The 18,813-nt window shown below is 63.5% G+C and carries 13 protein-coding genes; 2 read left to right on the top strand and 11 right to left on the bottom strand.

The annotated features are described in order from the left end of the window. Positions 1-337: 337 nt before the first annotated feature. The 6 genes from J0X27_RS09105 to J0X27_RS09080 form a co-directional block, all read right to left on the bottom strand. Positions 338-1,984, bottom strand: coding sequence for a PKD domain-containing protein (locus J0X27_RS09105; protein ID WP_207268839.1), 1,647 nt, complete (start codon positions 1,982-1,984; stop codon positions 338-340). Positions 1,985-2,161: 177 nt separating this feature from the next. Then, entirely contained in the window at positions 2,162-3,838 is a 1,677-nt protein-coding gene (locus J0X27_RS09100) for a S8 family serine peptidase (protein ID WP_207268838.1), read from the bottom strand. A 271-nt stretch (positions 3,839-4,109) separates the two neighbouring features. Beyond that, a complete protein-coding gene (locus J0X27_RS09095; RefSeq protein WP_207268837.1) occupies positions 4,110-5,480 on the bottom strand; it encodes a PKD domain-containing protein in 1,371 nt (456 codons plus the stop codon). Between the two features lie 9 nt (positions 5,481-5,489). Continuing rightward, positions 5,490-7,226: a glycosyl hydrolase family 18 protein gene (locus J0X27_RS09090; protein ID WP_207268836.1), complete on the bottom strand. Its 1,737-nt coding sequence runs from the start codon at positions 7,224-7,226 to the stop codon at positions 5,490-5,492. A gap of 88 nt (positions 7,227-7,314) precedes the next feature. Then, the gene (locus tag J0X27_RS09085; protein WP_207268835.1) at positions 7,315-9,087 is read right to left on the bottom strand and encodes a glycosyl hydrolase family 18 protein; all 1,773 of its coding nucleotides are present in this window, start codon (positions 9,085-9,087) and stop codon (positions 7,315-7,317) included. A gap of 233 nt (positions 9,088-9,320) precedes the next feature. Next, a complete protein-coding gene (locus J0X27_RS09080) occupies positions 9,321-10,487 on the bottom strand; it encodes an ABC transporter ATP-binding protein (protein ID WP_207268834.1) in 1,167 nt (388 codons plus the stop codon). Between the two features lie 123 nt (positions 10,488-10,610). Here J0X27_RS09080 and nagZ point away from each other — a divergent pair, with 123 nt between their 5' ends. Then, positions 10,611-12,191: a beta-N-acetylhexosaminidase gene (nagZ, locus tag J0X27_RS09075; RefSeq protein ID WP_207268833.1), complete on the top strand. Its 1,581-nt coding sequence runs from the start codon at positions 10,611-10,613 to the stop codon at positions 12,189-12,191. A 103-nt stretch (positions 12,192-12,294) separates the two neighbouring features. Here nagZ and J0X27_RS09070 read toward each other — a convergent pair whose 3' ends face one another. The 3 genes from J0X27_RS09070 to J0X27_RS09060 are packed head-to-tail and all read right to left on the bottom strand — an operon-like array spanning position 12,295 to position 15,512. Then, positions 12,295-13,170 (bottom strand): carbohydrate ABC transporter permease, encoded by an 876-nt coding sequence (locus J0X27_RS09070; protein ID WP_207268832.1) that lies wholly within the window; start codon positions 13,168-13,170, stop codon positions 12,295-12,297. Further along, complete coding sequence (locus tag J0X27_RS09065) at positions 13,167-14,153, bottom strand: carbohydrate ABC transporter permease (RefSeq protein ID WP_207268831.1); 987 nt, start codon at positions 14,151-14,153, stop codon at positions 13,167-13,169. The genes J0X27_RS09070 and J0X27_RS09065 overlap by 4 nt, the downstream gene beginning before the upstream one ends. A gap of 51 nt (positions 14,154-14,204) precedes the next feature. After that, positions 14,205-15,512 carry an extracellular solute-binding protein gene (locus J0X27_RS09060; protein ID WP_207268830.1) on the bottom strand — a complete coding sequence of 436 codons (1,308 nt, stop codon included), beginning with the start codon at positions 15,510-15,512 and terminating at the stop codon, positions 14,205-14,207. 150 nt (positions 15,513-15,662) lie between these two features. Between J0X27_RS09060 and dgoD the strand changes: the two genes are divergently transcribed. Further along, positions 15,663-16,814 (top strand): galactonate dehydratase, encoded by a 1,152-nt coding sequence (gene dgoD, locus J0X27_RS09055; protein WP_207268829.1) that lies wholly within the window; start codon positions 15,663-15,665, stop codon positions 16,812-16,814. 447 nt (positions 16,815-17,261) lie between these two features. On the opposite strand, the gene J0X27_RS09050 is transcribed toward dgoD, so the two are convergent. After that, positions 17,262-17,963: a PIG-L deacetylase family protein gene (locus J0X27_RS09050; protein ID WP_207268828.1), complete on the bottom strand. Its 702-nt coding sequence runs from the start codon at positions 17,961-17,963 to the stop codon at positions 17,262-17,264. 80 nt (positions 17,964-18,043) lie between these two features. Next, positions 18,044-18,805 (bottom strand): IclR family transcriptional regulator, encoded by a 762-nt coding sequence (locus J0X27_RS09045; protein ID WP_207268827.1) that lies wholly within the window; start codon positions 18,803-18,805, stop codon positions 18,044-18,046. Between the last annotated feature and the right edge of the window lie 8 nt (positions 18,806-18,813).

The raw sequence follows: 18,813 nt of genomic DNA, 5'->3' as shown, positions 1-18,813 counted from the left end.
CTCGAGTGGCACTCGGCTGGCGGGATTCCGTGAGCGGTGGAAGACCGACGAGTAGCGTACGGAACCAAGTCATCGAACCGGATCGCAGTCTGCAGCTCCGACCGGCACATCCCCATCCGAACCGTACGTTCGGAGCGCGACGTGTCCCGAGGGACGTCGCCGATCGACTGGCGAGCGCGTTCGTGAGGACGGCGCTGGGCTACATTGCGTTCCCGTCCGGCATATATATTTGAATGCCGACAGTCATTGGAGATCGACACCTAGCCGAATCGGCTACCGAATCTCATCGGACGGCGTAGCCGACCCACCTGCGAACTGGACCGGAACGATCCGGCTCTCAGTTCGCAACCCGGTTCGTGAGTTCGATCGTCTCGACGAGTTCGGTGTTGCGCTCGATGTCGAGGTCCTGTCTGAGTTCGACGTGGCACGTCTCGACCATCGTGTCGACGAGTCGCTGCCGTTCGTCGTCGCCCTGATGGCGTCCGGCCAGGTTATCGCCGGTACGGATCTCGAGCGACCAGTACTGGCCGGGGTAGGCCGTCCGGAACATGTACGGCGAGTCGTGGAACGCCAGCCGGACGGCGAACGCCGAGAGATCGACGTCTTCACCCTCGTATTGCTCGGGCATGTGCTCGTCGTCGAGCACGACTTCGATGATATCACGCTGTGGGTGACCGACGCCGGGTTCCGGGCGCTGTTCGTTGTTGTAGTGACCTGCGGACATCGTCTTGCCGTACTTCGACGGGCCGACCCACCAGATGACCGCCCCGTCGAGGTGGTAGGGAACCGAGCTGGTGTTCTCGAAGACGAGAACCTGATGCCCGCTCCAGCCGTCGGCGTGCACTTCCGCTGTGACTTCCATGGGCGCGTTCGCAGTGAACCCGTCGCCGCCCAGCGGGTCGCCGGTTACGGGATGGACGTCGTTCGCGATGGTATCGAGCAACTGATTGTCGTGGTTGTACAGGATCTCGTCCGGGAGGGAGAAGTGGGAGTCCCAGTCGTCCCGGTGTTGTGGCTGGTTGTGGACGGCATCCCGTTCGGCGACTTCCTCGTCCGCCTCGCCGATCGCGTCCGTGGGCCACTGTGGCTGGACGAACGTGGACGGATCGTTGGTCGCTGCAGTCGGGCCGGCCGTCTGATCCCACGCCACGCTGCGACCGCTGCCCTGGAACGTCGGCGTCTCCGTCTCCTCGGGCAGCACCGAAAGCCACGGCAGAAGCTGTGAACTGGCGTGCCGGGGAAGGCCGGCGTCGTCGAACTGCTGGACCCACGGGAGCGCCTGCGTGCCCAGCGATCCGAACTCGAGGGAGCCGTCGTCGACGTTGTTTCGAATCGCGTCCGTGTCCGCACCGTAGTCCGATGCGGCGTCCGGCATCCAGTTGTCGAACAGTTCGGGGACGTACCGCTCGTCGTAGTCCCCGTAGAACTCGGCGATCGTGGTATCGGCCGTGATATCGTCGGGATCGGCGTCTCGCTCTTCGACGCTGACCGTGGTACTCGCGGCGTCCGTGCGACCGTCGGTGTCGGTGACGACGAGTTCGACCCCGTACTCGCCGGCGTCGTCGTAGGCGTGCTCGACCACGTCGCCGGCAGCTTCGGTGCCGTCGCCGAAGTCCCACTCGTAGGCGTCGATCTCGCCAGCCGAGTCGGTGGCGTCGAACACGACCGACTCGGTCGGTGGGACCGGCGTCTCGCTGACAGCGATCGACGCCGTCGGCCCCTCGGGCGGTTCCGGGTCCGGGTCGTCGGGTGCGTCCTCGACGCGGTCCCAGGGACCCCACTCCCGCGAACCGGGTTCGTTGCCGCGAGTCCACCACTGGGCTTCCCAGACGGTCCCGTCGTAGACGACCCGATCACCATCCGTGTAGACGGTATCGGGGTCCCACTGGGGCGGCGATTCGGTCGCACTCACCGTCGTCGCGCCGGCCAGTCCGGCGGTGAGTGTTGATACTGTGCGAAGCAGAGTGCGGCGTGTCGGTTTCATTGTCTGTTGGTTGCGACTGTATCGTTCGACCGTCCCTCGAGCGACGCGAACGGTAGTGCCCCGCGAAAGCGTCCGACTCGAGGTCCGACGTAATATTTAGCACAGGATTATATAATACTTCGTATACGTATTAGAAAATATATCGGCTCTCTAGTCCGTGCACCGACCGCGAGCGGATCAGCAGTCCGTGACGTGTGACCACCGCCAGCTATCGTGACTCGGCGGAACCGTCATCACACTTATCGTGGCCTCCCAGACGGCACCGTCGTAGGCGACACGGTCCCCGGTTTCGTAGACCGTCGCGTTGTCGTACGCCGGATAGTCGCCGCAGTCGCCCGGTGGATCACCGGTGCCGTCGGCGGTGACGGTAACCGAGTCGCTGTCGCTCCCGCCGCCGCCAGTCACCGTCACCGTCGCGGTGTACTCGCCTTCGTCGTCGTAGCTGTGAGTCACCGTCTGGCCGGTCGCCGAGGCACCGTTACCGAACTCCCACTCGTAGGCGTCGATCGGTCCGGACGAGTCTCCCCCGTCGAACGTGACGGTCTCTCCCGGTTCGACGGTCGTCGGCGACGCGTCCGCAACGGCCGTTACGTCCGCCGGTGGGTCGCCGCCCTCGCCGACGAGGTTGGCGGCGTCGACCCGGCCAGCACCCTGTTCGCTGGCGGGAAGTCCGATGTCGACGGCCGACTCCTCGAGCGCGGAACGCAGTTCGCTCGGCCCCCAGTCGGGATTGGCTGCCAGTCCGAGTGCGGCGACGCCCGCGACGGCAGGCGACGCCATCGACGTGCCCGACAGCTGCTCGTAGCCGCCGCTTGGGACGGTCGAGAGGACGTCCACGCCCGGCGCAGCGACGTCGATCTCCGGGCCGGTGTTGCTGAAGCGCGCGAGGTTCTCCGAGGAGTCGAGTGCCGACACCCCGACGCAGTTCGGGTACGCCGCCGGATAGGAGACACAATCGGTACACGGGCCGTCGTTCCCCGCTGCGGCGATCGGTAGCGTCCCGTTGTCGTACGCGTAATCGATCGCGCTTTCGACCACACCGCTTTGCTGTGGCGCGCCGAGGCTCAGGTTGATGACGTCGGCACCGTTGTCCACAGCCCACTGGATACCGTCGGCGATGTCGCTCCAGGAACCGCCGCCACCCCCACCGAGGACCCGCACCGCATAGAGGTGCGAGTTCGAAATCCCGGCGACTCCGTCGCCGTTATCCGTGGTCGCAGACGCGATGCCGGAGACGTGGGTCCCGTGTTTCGCCCCTCGTGCGGCCGGATCGTCGGTGTCGCCTGCGGGGTCGGTTCCCGGATTCGAACCGAACTGGTCCCGAAGATCGGGATGGTCGTAATCGGTGCCCGTGTCGATGACGGCGATCGTCACGTTCTCCGATCCGACCGTCGTTTCCCATGCCTCCGGCGCGTTCACCTGCTGTGGGGCGTACTGCTGGGAGAACTGGGGGTCGTCCGGTTGTCGCTGTTCCGTCTCCACCTCGTCGAACGCATAGTAGGTCCCGTTCTCCTCGACGAACTCCACGCCGTCGGTTCGCTCGAGGCTTCGGGCGACGTTCGAATCCGCCTGTGCGCTCGCCTCGTCGGGAACCTCGACCGCGAAGTAGCCGAGCGTATCGTTTCGGTGGACGACGCTTGCGTCCGAAGGGAGTTGGTTCTCTACGGTGCGCTGTACGGATGCCGTGCTCGTCGTCGGGGCCGTACTGACCAGCAATTCGTTCGGTTTCGGACCCGGATCGCGTCCGGGCTGTGCGGCCGTCAGACCGCCGAGCGCTGTGATACTGCCGATCGCTCCGAGACTCCGAAGGACGTCCCGTCTCCCGGGACGGTTTCGGTCGTTATTATTCACCATTCTACATCACCATATATCTATTTACTATACTTATATTTTATCAATACCTAAAACATTAATATTGGTTCATATGGGAAAAATTCTGTCGTCGGTTCCAGTAAACGAACGGTAACCACTCGAGGACGGCGCTCCCTTCTATCGACTGCTCGACCGGCGATACTGACGGCCACGATGGCATCTCCGGTCGCGACTCGAGCAAGGCGACGGGAGCCACTGCCCGCTACTGCACACCCGATCGCACGACTGCTGTGCGATCCGTGTGTGAATCGGTTCAGTTGGGGCGATCGGTCGAACCGTCCTCGAAGTCCGCGTAGATCTCCGAGAACGTTCCGTCGGGGTCGTTGTACAGCGCCCAGTAGGACACCAGTCCCATTCCGCGGTCCGCCGCGAAATCGACGATATCCCGGGCGACGTCGGGCGTGATCGATTCTTCGCTGACGTCCGCGGTGTTCCCGAGCATCGCCCAGCGCTCCGCGGTCGACGTGTCGGGATACACCTCTTCGAGGAATTCGACGGTGCCCTCACACGCCGACTCGATCTTGTCGTACGTCGTCGGGCCCATCACCATCGTCATGATGTTGACGTACTCGAGGTCGACGCCTTTCTCGACGGCGTCGCGGACCCACGTTCTGGCCTGCGCGTGGCTCGAGTTCGCGATCCCGTTCTCGTCCGCCGGAACGGTGTAGCCCACCGTGACCTCGGGGCGCTCGTCCTGTAACAGCGCGAGGGCCTCGTTGCGCAGTTCGTAGATGGGTTGGTCGCGCCGGTGGGCGTTCTCGTCGTCGATGTCGATGTGCGTGACGCCGAACGTGTCGAGGATCTCCGCGTAGGCGTCTTTCAGCTCCGTGGCGGAATCCGCATCGCGGGCAACGGTTCGGCCGCTCCAGCCGCCGACCGAGAGCCACACTTCGATGCCGTCGTCCTGTAACGTCTGAATCTCGGGTTCGTACCTCGAGAGCGGCTGCTGCTCACACGAGCCCTGATTACAACCCGTCAGCCATCCGGGGGTGACGTCGCCGTCGTCGGTCGCATCGCCGAGGAACGAGACGACGACGCGATCGGTGTCGGCCGAGAGTGTCCCGTCGACGAGATCGCCCCAGGTGCCCTGGTACGGCGCGAACGCGCCGTCGACGGTGATCCCGTCCCGTCCGCCGACGTGGATCGTCGTCGCGGTCGAATCCGAGTCGCCGTCGTCGGTCTCGACTGTCAGCGTCACCTCGTACTCGCCGTCGTCGTCGTAGGCGTGTGTCACGACGCCGCCCTCGGCGGTCGTTCCGTCGCCGAGGTCCCAGGCGTAGGCGGCGATCTCGCCGTCCGAGTCGGTGCCGTCGAACCGAACGTCCGTCCCCGGATCGGGGGTGGCGTCGCTGACGGCGATCGATGCGGTCGGGCCGGGATCGTACGGTTCGATCTCGTCCCACGGTCCCCATTCGCCGCCCTCGCCCGGTTCGTCGCCGCGGGTCCACCACTGGGCTTCCCAGACGAAGCCGTCGTGGACGACGCGGTCACCGCTCGTGTACACCTCGTCGGACTCCCACTCGGGGTACTCCTGTGCGGCCGCAGCAGTGCCGACCCCGACGCCCGTGACGACGGCGGACAGTGTCGATGCAGTACGCAGTACGTTTCGTCGTGATCGTTTCATTGTCGTCGATTAGATCGTCTCGAGGATCGTCTCCAGGAGCGTCCCGTTCCAGTCCTGGGAGAGTTCCCAGAACATCACGCCACCCATGCCGCGTTCCTTGGCGAACTCGACTTTCGCCTCGATGGCCTGCTCGTCGTCGTAACTGATGAAGATCCCCTCGTCCTCGTTGACGAGGGCGGGGACCTCACCCATGTCGTGACGGGTGACCTCCCAGTCGGGTTCGTCGCGCATGTTCTCCTCGATGTCACCGAAGTCGAACGAGCCGGTCGGGTCCGCGCCGTCCTCGAGGAGGTGGTGCCAGGTTCCTTCGGGGAGTCCCGAGTACCGCGAACCGAGTTCGGGCGACTGCCACTCGCCGACGGTGAAGCCGCGGCCGTAGAACGGCATCCCGAGCACGAGTTCGCCGTACTCGGCGGGGTCGGCGGGCGGATACTGCCACTGGTTGGGCCAGTAGCCCTCCTCGCCGTGATCGCCGGCCCACAACTCGTCGACGGAGTACTCCGCCCAGTACTGTTCGCCGTCGGGGTAGACGTCGCGGTCGTTCGTCGGATGCGTGTCGGGACCGTACAGCGGCGCGTTCAGCCCGATCGTGGTCATCCACTCGCCGGTGAAGTCGTAGGCCATGACGTACACCGAGTCACAGATCTCGCCGATCCGATCGTGGCGAAGCCCCCCGGCGTTCCAGTCGGAACCGCCGTTGGCGACCGACAGGTAGTAGTGCTGGCCGTCCTCCTCGCCCGCCTGATCGAGGTGGTCGCGCAGTTCCTCGAGCAACAGGACGTGGTTCTCGTAGTCGTCGTCGTTGCCACACTGGCACTGCCCCTGCTGTGGGCCGGGATGCTCCCAGTCGATGTCGATCCCGTCGAAGTTGTACTGCCGCATCAACTCGACGCAGCTCTCGGCGAAGGTCGTCCGCAGGTCCGGATCGGCCGCAACGATGTGGAAATTATCCGAGAGCGTCCAGCCGCCGATCGAGAGGTGGAACCGACAGTCGGCCTCGTCCGCCAGGTCGGCGAACTGCTCGAGGTTTTCCTCGTGTGTCTGGCGCGGGATGTCGAACTCCGTCTCGTCGTTTTCCGGCGGGAAGACGTTCCCGTTCTCGTCGAGCGCGATGAACGCGTACAGCACGTCGGTCACCTTGTCGAAGGGGACGTCGCTCGGGTAGTAGTCCTGTTCGTCGTTTGCCTTCCAGCCGGGGTAGTAGCCGACGACTTTGAAGTCGTCGTCCGGCCCTTCGATCTCGTCCCGGACGGTGACGTCGAGACGGGTGGTGTCGGTTTCGCCGTCGGCGTCGGTGACGGTCAGTTCGACGGTGTAGTCGCCCGTTTCGTCGTACGTGTGCGTGACGGCCTCGCCGGTGGCTTCGGTCCCGTCGCCGAACGCCCACGCGTAGGAGTCGATCGCACCCGTCGACTCGCTCCCGTCGAACTCGACGGCCTCGCCGATCTCGACGCGGGACGTGCTCGCGGCGATGCGTGCGGACAGGGCCGGCGGCTCGGGTTCGGACGATTCGATCTCGTCCCACGGCCCCCATTCGCCGCCCTCGCCCGGCTCGTCGCCGCGGGTCCACCACTGGGCTTCCCAGACGGAGTCGTCGTGGACGACGCGGTCACCGTCCGTGTATGCGGTGTCCGGATCCCACTCCGGATACTCCTGGGCCGTCGCCACCGAACTCGCTCCGAGGCCGGCCAGCAGGGCGGATATTTTCGATGCTGTACTCAGTACGTTCCGTCGTGATCGTTTCATCGGTTGTGGTTGCTGGTGTCGTTCGATCGTCGATGCTGCTGCTCGAGGGGCTCCCGATCGTTGCCGGGCACGGGCCCCAGACCGCAGGTTAGCCGTTGAGTGTCGTCCAGAGCGTCTCGATGAGCTCTCCTTCGTAGGTATCGCCGCTGATCGCCCACAACATCGTCCCGCCGTAGGGCGAGTCGCGAAGCCAGTCCATCTTCGCCGCCATCGACTCCGTCGTATCGTGGGAGATCATCGTCCGTTCCTCGGGGTTCCAGCTCCATGCGGTGACCGCGTCCTCGTCGAAATACGTCTCCCAGGCTCCGCTATCGAGATCGACGGGATTGCTTCCCTGTCGGCCGTCACCCTCGAGGTCGAACCACTCCCAGACGCCGGCGTAATCCGTTCCCTGATCGCCCCAGCTCGGGTACGATCCGTCACCGCTCGCATCGCCGCCGTCTCCCTCGTAGAGCTGGAAGAGCCCGTCGTCGGAACCGGTCCCGAAGCCGTCTTCGGGGGGCTGTACGTCAGTCCAGCTCCGACCGTAGAACGGCACGGCCATGTTGAGTTGGTCGGGATCCCAGCCTTGTTCCTCGTACCACTCGAGGGCGGACTGGGCGTTCCAGACGCCGCTCTCCTCGAACGGGTCGTCCGGGTTCTCCTTCAGCGGCGCGTGATGTCCGGTCGTCTCGCTCCAGATCCCACGGAAGTCGAAGGTCATCACGAGAACGAAGTCGAGGATGTCCGAGAGCTGTTCGTGCTCGAGGCCCTCGACGATCGACGGGTTGGCACTGACGGCTGCGGTAAGCTCGTACGGCTCGTCCCGGTCGGGGTCGTTCGTTGCGGCCGCATCGAGCTGGTCTCTGACCTCCCGACAGAGGAGCGTGAACCGCTCTTGGTCGCCCTCGCGGACGACGTTGTCGCGGTCACAGACGGGATCGTCCGCCGTACACCCCCCGCCGCCGGGGAACTCCCAGTCGATGTCGATCCCGTCGAGGTTGTTCTCTTCGACGAAGTCGACGCAGTCGCTCGCGAACCGTTCCCGGTTCTCCTGCGTGCGTGCGGCGTCGGAGAAGAACTCCGAATCACCCCACCCACCGATCGAGAGGACGAAGTTGGTGTCCTCCTCTTCGGCTGCGTGTTCCGCGAACGACATGCCGCGGTCGGGCTCGTACCAGTCCTTGCCGCCGTGGAAGAGCTGTTGGCCGTGGCTGGCACCGACGAGGTTCACGGACCCGTCTTGCTCGGGACGACCGAACGCGTACTGGACGTGGGTCACGTTATCGAAGGGAATGTCGCCCGGATAGTAGTCTCGATCGTACTGTGCCCACTGGCGATAGTACGCGACGACCCGCTGGTCGTCCGACGACGTGCGTCCAGCGGTTATCGAGATCGTGTCGGTGTCGGTTTCCCCGTCGGCGTTTGCGACGGTCAGCGTGACCTCGTATCGTCCCGATTCGAACGATTTGGAGAGGCTGTCACCCGTCGCTGTCGTTCCGTCGTCGAACGTCCACTCGTAGTCCTCGATGTCGCCCTCGGAATCGCCGGCGTCGAACTCGACGGTCTCGCCGGGATCGGGGAACTGGGTGCTGACCGAGATGCGGGCGGTCGGCCCGTCTTCGCCATCGTCGTCACCGTCGTCGTGTTCTTCGATTTCGTCCCACGGACCCCACTCGTTCGATCCGGGCTCGTCGCCCTGAGTCCACCACTGCGCTTCCCAGACGAAGCCGTCGTAGATGACCCGATCGCCGTCGGTGTAGACGGTCTCCGGATCCCACGCGGGATACTCTTTGGCTGTGGCTGTGCTCGTCCCAATCCCTGCTAGCAGTGCAGAGAGCGTCGTTGCGTTCCGTAGTACGCGTCGCCGTGATCGTTTCATAGATATCGTCTCCGTGTGATTGTCGTCTCGTCTCTGGCCGTGTGTCCTTCCGCGACTCGGCCGTCTAGTATTGACTAAACAGAGTATATAATTCTATTGCTATCTGTAGTCACTTTTATATTCCAATATTTCAAATTAGTATACTTTTGCCGGATTAATATCCGTCCGCTCGAGACCGGGAGAACTGGCGTCGCCGCCAAAGCGCAGTGACCGCGCTTGGACGGTCGGTCGAATTACACCGTTTCGGCACGACCGGACGCCGTCTGGGAGGTCGCCGGCTCGACCGACTCGTCGCTGTGTTTGAGCGACTCGCCGGAGTCGGCGTCGAACAGATGCATCTTCGCCGTCGGAACGTGGATGAACACCGTTTCACCGGCATCGACGCCGATGCGACCGTCAGCAGTCACCGTCATCGACTCCCCGCCGACGTCCAGATAGACGTTCGTTACGTCGCCCATCGGTTCGGTAACCGTGACTTCCATCTCGATCAACCGGTCGGGCTCCGCGTGTGTCTCGGGCGTCGTCGTCAGTGACACGTGCTCCGGTCTGATACCGAGGGTCAGGGCTTCAGTATCGATCTCCGCCGCGAGCGAGTCGGGCAGCGGGAGCGTAAACGCCGGATGCACGAGCGCCCCCTCCTCGGAGTCGGCGTCGACCTCGAGGAAATTCATGGGGGGCGAGCCGATGAATCCCGCGACGAACCGATTCGCCGGTCGGTGATAGCACTCGAGGGGTGTGCCGACCTGCTGTAGCTGGCCGTCGTCGAGGATAACGATCCGGTCACCCATCGTCATCGCCTCCGTCTGATCGTGGGTGACGTACACCGTGGTCACCCCCAACTCGTGTTGGAGTTGTTGGAGCTCCGTTCGCATCTGTGCGCGCAGTTTCGCGTCGAGGTTCGAGAGCGGTTCGTCCATCAGGAAGACCGCTGGATCGCGGACGATCGCACGGCCAAGCGCGACCCGCTGTTGTTGCCCGCCGGAGAGTTCGCCGGGTTTGTCGTCGAGGAGATCGTCGATATCCATCATTTCAGCGGCCATCTCGACCTGGTCGTCGATTTCGGTGGCCGACAGCTCCGTCGACATCTTCAGCCCGAACGCGATGTTCTCCCTGGCGGTCATGTGAGGATAGAGCGCGTAGTTCTGGAACACCATCGCGATATCCCGGTCTTTGGGCTTGTCCTCCGTTATGTCGGTCTCTCCGAATCGGATCGAGCCGCTCGTTACGGTCTCGAGGCCAGCGATACAGCGAAGCGTCGTCGATTTGCCACAGCCGGACGGCCCCACGAAAACGATGAACTCCCCGTCTTCGATCTCGAGGTCGAGCGAGTCGACGGCGCGGAGCGGTCCGTTCGGCGTACGATACTCTTTGGTCAGGCTCTCTATGTCAATCCGGCCCATTCGTTACGAATGCTATTGCCAAGGTATATATAGCTGTCTGAAACTGACACGTTGTGTTTCCCGCGAACGGCAGCGATGGTCGGCACAATAGAATTACATGCGAGCGAAGACAACTACCGCGCTATGGTGCCAACAGACGCGAGTGAGATGGATCTCGCGACGAAAGTCGGCCAGCTGTTCGTCGTCGGCTTCGACGGGACGGAGCTCACTGCCGACCTCCGAACGCTGATCACCGAACGACAGTGTGGCAACGTCGTCTACTTCAGCCGGAACGTCGAGACCCCGACACAGGTCGCAACGCTTACCGACCGACTACGGCGGCTCGTCCTCGAGGAGGGGCCGGGCGTCCCGCCGTTCGTGATGGCCGATCAGGAAGGCGGAGTCGTCTCCCGTCTCGGCTGGGGGACGGAGCTGCCCAGTCAGATGTGCATCGGTGCGAGCGGCGATCCCACGCTCGCACGCACCGCCGGTGAAGCCGTCGCCGGCGAACTGGCCGCACTCGGGATCAATTTCAACTTGGCACCCGTCCTCGACGTCAACAACAACCCGCGGAACCCGGTGATCGGCGTCCGCTCGTTCGGCGAGGACCCCGAGCGAGTGGGCGAACTCGGGGTCGAACTGGCACTGGGGATGCAGTCCCGAGGCGTCATCGCCTGTGGCAAACACTTTCCGGGACACGGCGATACGAGTGCCGACTCCCATCACGAACTACCCGTCGTCGATCACGACCGCGAGCGACTCGCGGACGTCGAGTTCGCGCCGTTTCGGCGAGCGATCGACGCCGGGCTCGACGCGATCATGACGACGCACGTCTCGTTCCCGGCGATCACGGAAACGCCGTCGACCCCGGCGACCGTGTCGGCCGCGGTCCAGCGCCGAGTGCTCCGCGACGAACTCGGCTTCGACGGCCTCCTCGTGACCGACGGGATGGAGATGCGCGCCATCGCGGACGGGGTCGGAACACCGGAGGGCTGCGTGCGAGCGCTCGAGGCGGGCTGTGACCTGCTGCTCGTCTGTCACACACCCGAGACACAGGCGGACGCGATCGACGCGGTGATCGATGCAGTCGAATCGGGTCGACTCGACGAGGCAACGATCGACACAGCCGTCGACCGAATCCTCCGCTACAAACGCCGCCGCGTGAGCGACTCGCGGTCGCCGTCAGCCCCGCCCTGGGCGGACGCGGCCGACCGTTCCGCCGAGACCGCGCGTGCGATCGCCGCTCGCGGGATCACGCTCGCTCGCGACCGGGACGACACGCTCCCGTTCACGACCGATCGGCCGCTCCGGCTGGTCGGGTCGTCGGGCGGCCCAGCGTCGCCGGCGGAAGACGACGAGTTCGAGCCATCGCTGCTCGCCGAGTCGCTCGCCACCGTCGGATTCGACGTCACGTGTCACGAGTTCGACGACCCGCTCGAGGGACCGTCGTTCGACGACGACGCACAGGTGATCGCCGCCGTCGACGACGCGACGGCCGACGAATCACAGGCAGCAGCGGTCGGCGCACTCGACGACCGAACGTCGCGGTTCGCGGCGGTACTCGTTCGGAACCCCTACGATCTGTCGACGGTTCCCGACGTCTCGACTGCAGTGGTGACGTACGATTACACGCCGGCGACACGCACCGTTCTCGGGGAGATGCTCGTCGGCGAGACGACGCCGACCGGTCAGTTGCCGGTCACCGTTCCCGGGTTTGCGGACTGAACGGGTTCGACGTCGGACGGCAGCGCAGTCGCGTCATACCAGCGAGACCGAACGAGGGAGCGACCGGGACGGGCCGTACTCGCCGATCCTCTCGAGAGGGTGGCTACTGTTTCACGCCGCCCTCGGTCAGTCCCTTGACGATCGGCTTCTGGAACGCCACGAAGATGAGGAGGATCGGGAGCGTCGCGACCGTCGACGCGGCCATCATCTCGCCCCAGTGGTTCTGGTCCCGTTCCATGAACTGCTGGATGCCGATCGAAAGCGGAGTCACGTCGCCTCGTGCCATGACCGACGCGAACAGCACCTCGTTGAACGCGACCAGGAACACGAACATCCCCGTCGCGGCGATTCCCGGCGCTGCAAGCGGCAAGACCACTCGAAACAGGGCCTGGAACCGGGTACAGCCGTCGACGCGAGCGGCTTCCTCGAGCGATGGGGGGATCGTGTCGAAAAACCCACGAAGCATCCAGATCGCGAACGGAACGGAGAACGTGGTGTAGACGAAGATGATCCCCTGATAGGTGTGAATGAGCTGGATCCCGACGGTATCGTGAATCGTCCGGAACAGCATGAACATCGGCAACAGAATCAAGATTCCGGGGATCAGCTGGGTCCCGATGAGCGATGCACCGACGTACTGTCGGCCCGGGAACCGGTACCGGGAGAACGCGTACCCGCCGAGACAGGCGATGAAGAGCGCGATAACCGTCGTCGTGCTCGCGATGACGAGACTGTTCACGAAGTACCCCAACAGATCGACGCGAGACCACATGTCGATGTAGTTCTGGTAGTGAAGCGACGTCTCGGTGAAGCTCGGATCGCCGCCGACGATCTCGAATCGGGTTCGGAAGCTGTTGAACACCATCCAGTAAATGGGGAACAGGGCCCAGATCGCGATCGTCAGCAGGACTCCCTTGGACGCGAGTCCGAACAGTCGGTCCGTGGTCTCCTCGGACGGCCTCCACTCGTCGGGAATCATTGGGTATCCGCCTCCAAATCGCTCCGGATGAAGCGGCGGTAGTAGATCGTCGCGATCACCATCGAAACGACGAACAGTCCGACGCTCATCGCGGCCCCGCGACCGAACGCGAAGGCTCTGAACGAGAAGTTATAGATGTACACCATCGTCACCTCGACCGACGAGGGCGGACTCCCGCCGAACATCACGTACGGCGTCGTGAAGTTGATCATCGTCCACAGCAACATGAGGAGTATCACCACCCCGGAGACGGGTTTGAGTTGTGGCAGCGTGACGTATCGGAACTTGCCCCAGCGGCCGGCCCCGTCGATGGACGCGGCCTCGTAGAGCTGTTGGGGGATCGACTGGAGGCCGGCATAGAGCATGATCATCACCCAGGGGAACTGGATCCAGACGTGTGCGATAGTCATCGACCACAGCGCTTGATCGCCGAGCAACCAGAACACCGGCTCGTCGATGATCCCGACGGACATGAGCGCGTGGTTGATGATGCCGGAATCGGAGAGGAACATCATGCGCCAGACGTTCAACGTCACGATCGCCGGGGCGATCCACGGAAGCAACAACAGCGTTCGAACGACGAACGATCCTCTGAACCCCTGATTGAGGATCAACGCTGCCGTCAGCCCCAACACGTAGGTCCCGACGAGGACGCCGAACGACCAGAGGGCGGTCCGCGATATCGAGTACCAGTATCGGCTCCCGATGGTCGTCGCCGGATCCATCACGAAGGCGTAGTGTTCGAGGCCGACGAACGGCGCGCTCGTCCAGTCACCGATGTAGTTCGCGTCCACGCCCATGAAACTGATCGTCACCCCCCACACGACGGGGACGAAGTGCACGACGAACATCATCGCCAGTGCGGGAAACAGGAGCTTGTACGCGTATCGGTACTTCTCGTCGAGTCGACTGTACAACGGGAGATACCGCCCGAGATCACCGCTGGTCACTCGCTCGCGTAACCGCAAGGAAGCGCGTACCATGATATGTAGCTTTCGAGATCTATGTTAGTTCTTTCGGAGCCCCATCCGTAATCAACCCTCTTGTGCCTGATCGACGAGTTGCTGTGCGACACCGGCGGCCTCGTCGAGGAGTTCCGCGGACCGTCCGTCTTCCCACTCGCCCGTGACGACTTCCTCGAGCCACTGGCCGATCGTTCCGGCGAGTTCGCCCTCGACTTCGCTCAGCCCCGGAATCATCGGATAGTGCCGCGCATGGGGGAGCACGTCGTCGTGGAGCGTCCGGCTGAGTTCGTCGTCGAATTCGGAGCGGTCGAACGCCGCTTCGACGGTCGGCAGCAGACCGATCCGATCGGCAAACGCCGCGTTCGTCTCCGGCTGGGCGAGCCACGAGATCCACTCGGCGGCTTCCTCCTGCTTGTCCGACCACGGCCGAATGCCGAGCCCTTCCATGCCGAAGAACGTCGACCGGTCGCCGGTCGGCCCGGCCGGGAGTTGGCCGATCGTGAAGTCGCTCCGGTCCGCCATCCCTTGCTCGACGAACTGATCGACGGGACTCAGGTCTTGCATGATTGCCCCGACGTCCTCGTTGATCAACGCCCCGTCGAACTCGTCGACCCCCCACTCGGCGATCTGTGTCGGCATGACGTCGTCTTCGACGATGAGGTCCTTCCAGAAGTTCAGCGCCTCGACGCCTTCCGTCGAATCGAATAGGATCTCGTTCGTCTCCTCGTCGGCCACTTGCCCGCCGTTTTGCCAGAGGAACGTGATGAACGCACGCGGTAGCTCCCAACTCACGCCCATCATCGCGTAGAGGTGTCTGTCGGGGAACTCCGCTCGGAACGCCTGCCCCTGCTCGACGAGGTCGTCCCAGTCGTCTGGTTGGCCGTCGATTCCCGCTTGCTCGACGAGCGGATCGTACTCGAGATAGCCACGCGGTCCCCAGAACCACGGGATGCCGTGGACGGCTCCCTGGTACTCCATGATGTCGGTCACTTGGTCGAAAAAGCCGTCCGATTCGGGCAACGGTGCATCCAGTTCCGACAGGTCGACCCAGCCGTCGGCGTTCGCCTGTTGTGGGAGGAACGTCGACGCGATGTGGTCGACGTCCGGCCCAGTACCGGACTGGATATCGGTCACCTGTGAGTCCGGCACGTCCGCCCACGTCAGAAACTCGTGTTCGACTTCGATACCGGTCTCCTCCTCGAAGGCGTCTGACTGTTCCTCGAGCCAGTCGGCCTGCGGTTCCTGCCCGATGTAGCGCGCTCGGATCGCATCTCCGGAACCGTTCGAACCGGTGAATCCGTTCAGGCACCCGGCGAGACCGAGCGTCGTCGTTGTGCCGGCATACTGCAGTAGCTTGCGTCGGGTATGGTCTGTCATATCATTCGGCCCGGACGACTATTTCGGTAGATCACATATATAGTTTTTCATCAGTCCGGTGCCGAGGACAACGGCCATCACGCAGTCCGGTCCCGAGACGGTCGGTGCGAGAGATCGAACGTTTATAGGTGATTGTCACGAACTGCCTGTATGAAAATCGTCGACTACGAACTGTTCCAAGTGCCGCCCCGATGGCTCTTCCTGAAACTCGAGACGGCGGACGGGCTGATCGGGTGGGGCGAACCGATCGTCGAAGGGCGGGCCGCGACCGTCCGGACTGCCGTCGACGAGGTCATGGACAGCTATCTCCTCGGGAAGGACCCACACCGGATCGAAGAGCACTGGCAAGCGATGTATCGGGGGTGTTTCTATCGTGGCGGCCCGGTGTTGATGAGCGCCATCGCGGGAATCGATCAGGCGCTGTGGGATCTCAAGGGCCGCGCGTTCGGTGCACCGGTGTACGAACTCCTCGGCGGAAAGACGCGGGACAAGATCCGCGTCTATCAGTGGATCGGTGGCGATCGAACCGACGAGGTCGGCACCGAAGCAGAGCAGTTGTGCGACGTCGGCTACACCGCGTTGAAGATGGACGCGGCCAACCAGATGCGGCACCTCGAGCCGCCGGCCGTAGTGGACGAGGTCGTGTCCCGCGTCGAACACGTACGCGAGACCGTCGGTCCGAGTATCGATGTCGTCGTCGACTTTCGAGGGCGGATCTCGAAGTCACTCGCGAAACGGATCGCACCGAAACTCGAGCCGTTCGATATCGCGTTTATCGAGGAGCCGGTTCTTCCCGAAAACCTCGAATATTTGCCCACGCTCGCGTCACAGACCACCGTTCCGCTGGCGACGGGCGAGCGGCTCTACTCGCGCTGGGATTTCAAGCCGCTGTTCGAACGCGGTGGCGTCGATGTCGTACAACCCGACGTCTCCCATGCGGGCGGAATCTCCGAAATGGTACGAATCGCGAACATGGCAGAAGCACACGACGTGGCAGTAGCTCCGAACTGTCCGCTCGGACCGATCGCGCTGGCGGCCTCGTTGCAAGTGAGTGCGACCGTTCCGAACCTGTTGTTCCAAGACCACGGGTTCGACATCTATCCTGCCCCGAAGAGCGCAGCCGATAACTATCTCGACGATGCCTCCGTCTTCGAGTTCATGGACGGCTATCTCGACCTCCTCGACGAACCCGGGCTTGGGATCGGGATCGACGAGGAGGCCGTTCGGGAGCGGTCCCAGCGGAATCTCAACTGGCACAATCAGGTGTGGCGCCAGGAGGACGGGAGTATCGCGGAGTGGTGAACCGATCGCCTCCGCCTTTTGTTTCGCTCTCGGAAACGGCCCTCCGTCCGATCGCCGGTCGCCGACCCTGCTTTCGAATGGATCGAATCGCTATTACAGTCTTATGACTGTAATGATGTGGTCCCACGACCGTACTCGAGTCGCTCCCGGCTCGTCGATCGGGTCCGCGTTTCGAATAGCTACGACCTTCATTACAATCCTATGTCTGTAATGTAGTGGCACACTCACGGGGAGAGGCGGACTGGGCCCGGATACGTTTCGGAGGAAGAAACGAGACGGCAGCGTGCCACGTCCCGGCAGGGAGCACGGGGCGTGACGCGGGACGTGTGCCACTCGAACCGGACACGCTCGTCGGTAGTGAACACGGTCGCCGCTGGATCTCGAGGCACTGCTGTCGACCGTTCTGACGGCAAAACGAGTTCGAGTATCGGTCGACCGGCTCGTCGCTCACTCGAGATAGGCTCGAGTGGTTTCGTGGAACGGGACGAATCCCTCCGCGCTGTCGACGCCGGTTTGCTTCCCGAGAACGGTGTTTTCCGCGGCGATTCCGTCTACGAGGTTGTCGAACTCCGCGTCGATGCCGCCGTGTGACTGGAGGAACTCGACCTGAGACTCGTGTCGTCTGATCGCGTCCGCCTTGACGTCCTCGTAGCCACTGATGTCGACGTAGACCGACGGATCGAACTCGGCGGTCGGCTTCCCGAAGTAGTAGACGTTCTCCGGATCGCAGGGATCTGACGGCGTCTCGACGAGGGGCAACGACGCCATGTAGTAGGCGTCGGTGACGAGTCGCGACGTGACCCGATGGTCGGGGTGCATGTCGTCTCGATAGTGGGTGAGGACGATGTCCGGCGAAAACGTCCGGATCGTCTCGACGATCGAGAGCCGGTTCTCGAGGGAGTACTCGATGCGTCCGTCTTCGAATCCGAGAAACTCGACCGCGTCCGCGCCGAGTATCTCACCGGACTGTCGTGCCTCCGCCTCGCGGACGGACGCGATCTCGCTGGTCGTCGTCTCGATCCCTCCATACTCGCCGCGGGTCAGATGGGCGATCGTGACCGTGTCGCCCCGATCGGCGTGTTTTGCGAGCGTCCCGCCACAGAAGATGTCGGCGTCGTCCGGATGCGCAACGATGGCTAATAGCTTCATGGACGGATCGACTGACGGATGGGGGAAATAAAATAATTTCCCCTCCCTCGAGTCAGAGTGAAAGACGGGCTCTACGGCCGCTACCGACGGGATCCGGGCGTCACGGAGAGCTCCGAGAGCAGCATGTTACTCGCGCTGAACAGGATTCCGGGGACGTTTTCCTCGAACCGCTTCCCGGAGAGTTCGTCAGCCCACCCCGAGACGAAGACCGCACCCGTCACCGACTCGGTCGAGATTCCGTCGGCGACGCTGTTCACACGCGGAAACTGTTCCTGTCGATCGAACGCGACCCCGCGGTCGCGGATCCGATCCAGCTCGGCCCGGAGTTCGGATTCGGCCGTGATCGTGTACTCGGTTCGTTCCGTCCTGGGGGTCTCGAGAAGCGTGTCGAGTTCGTCCTCGGACTGCTCGGCGAGGATCGCCTTTCCCGCGGCACTGCAGTGGAGCAGTCGCGTATTGTACGCCGGAAAGTCCGGGTCGGCGTGTGCCGTGGAGAGATACACGTCGACGACTCGCCCGTCGTGCTCGATAGCTATCCCGGCCACTTCGTTCGTCATCTCGGCGAGTTCGTCGATCGGAGCCGCCGCTGCGCGGTGCAGTTCGGACAGCGATCCGGCTCGGATACCGTAGTCGAGAAACCGAACGGACGGCAGATAGTGACCGTCGGATCGATCGACGTACCCGAGTTCGTGCAGCGTCGATAGATGCTTGGAAACGGTCCCCTTCGACAGCCCCGTTTGCTCGGCGATCGCCGTCACACCGATCGGTTCCAGTGAATCGGCGACGATTTCGAGGATCGTCAGCGACCGAACGGTGGCACCGATCGCGGTATCGCTCTGCATACGTCATT

Source organism: Natrinema longum (genome assembly GCF_017352095.1).
Lineage (GTDB): Archaea > Halobacteriota > Halobacteria > Halobacteriales > Natrialbaceae > Natrinema > Natrinema longum.
The sequence above is the reverse complement of the archived record's forward strand: the minus strand, read 5'-3'. Positions and strand labels throughout refer to the sequence as shown.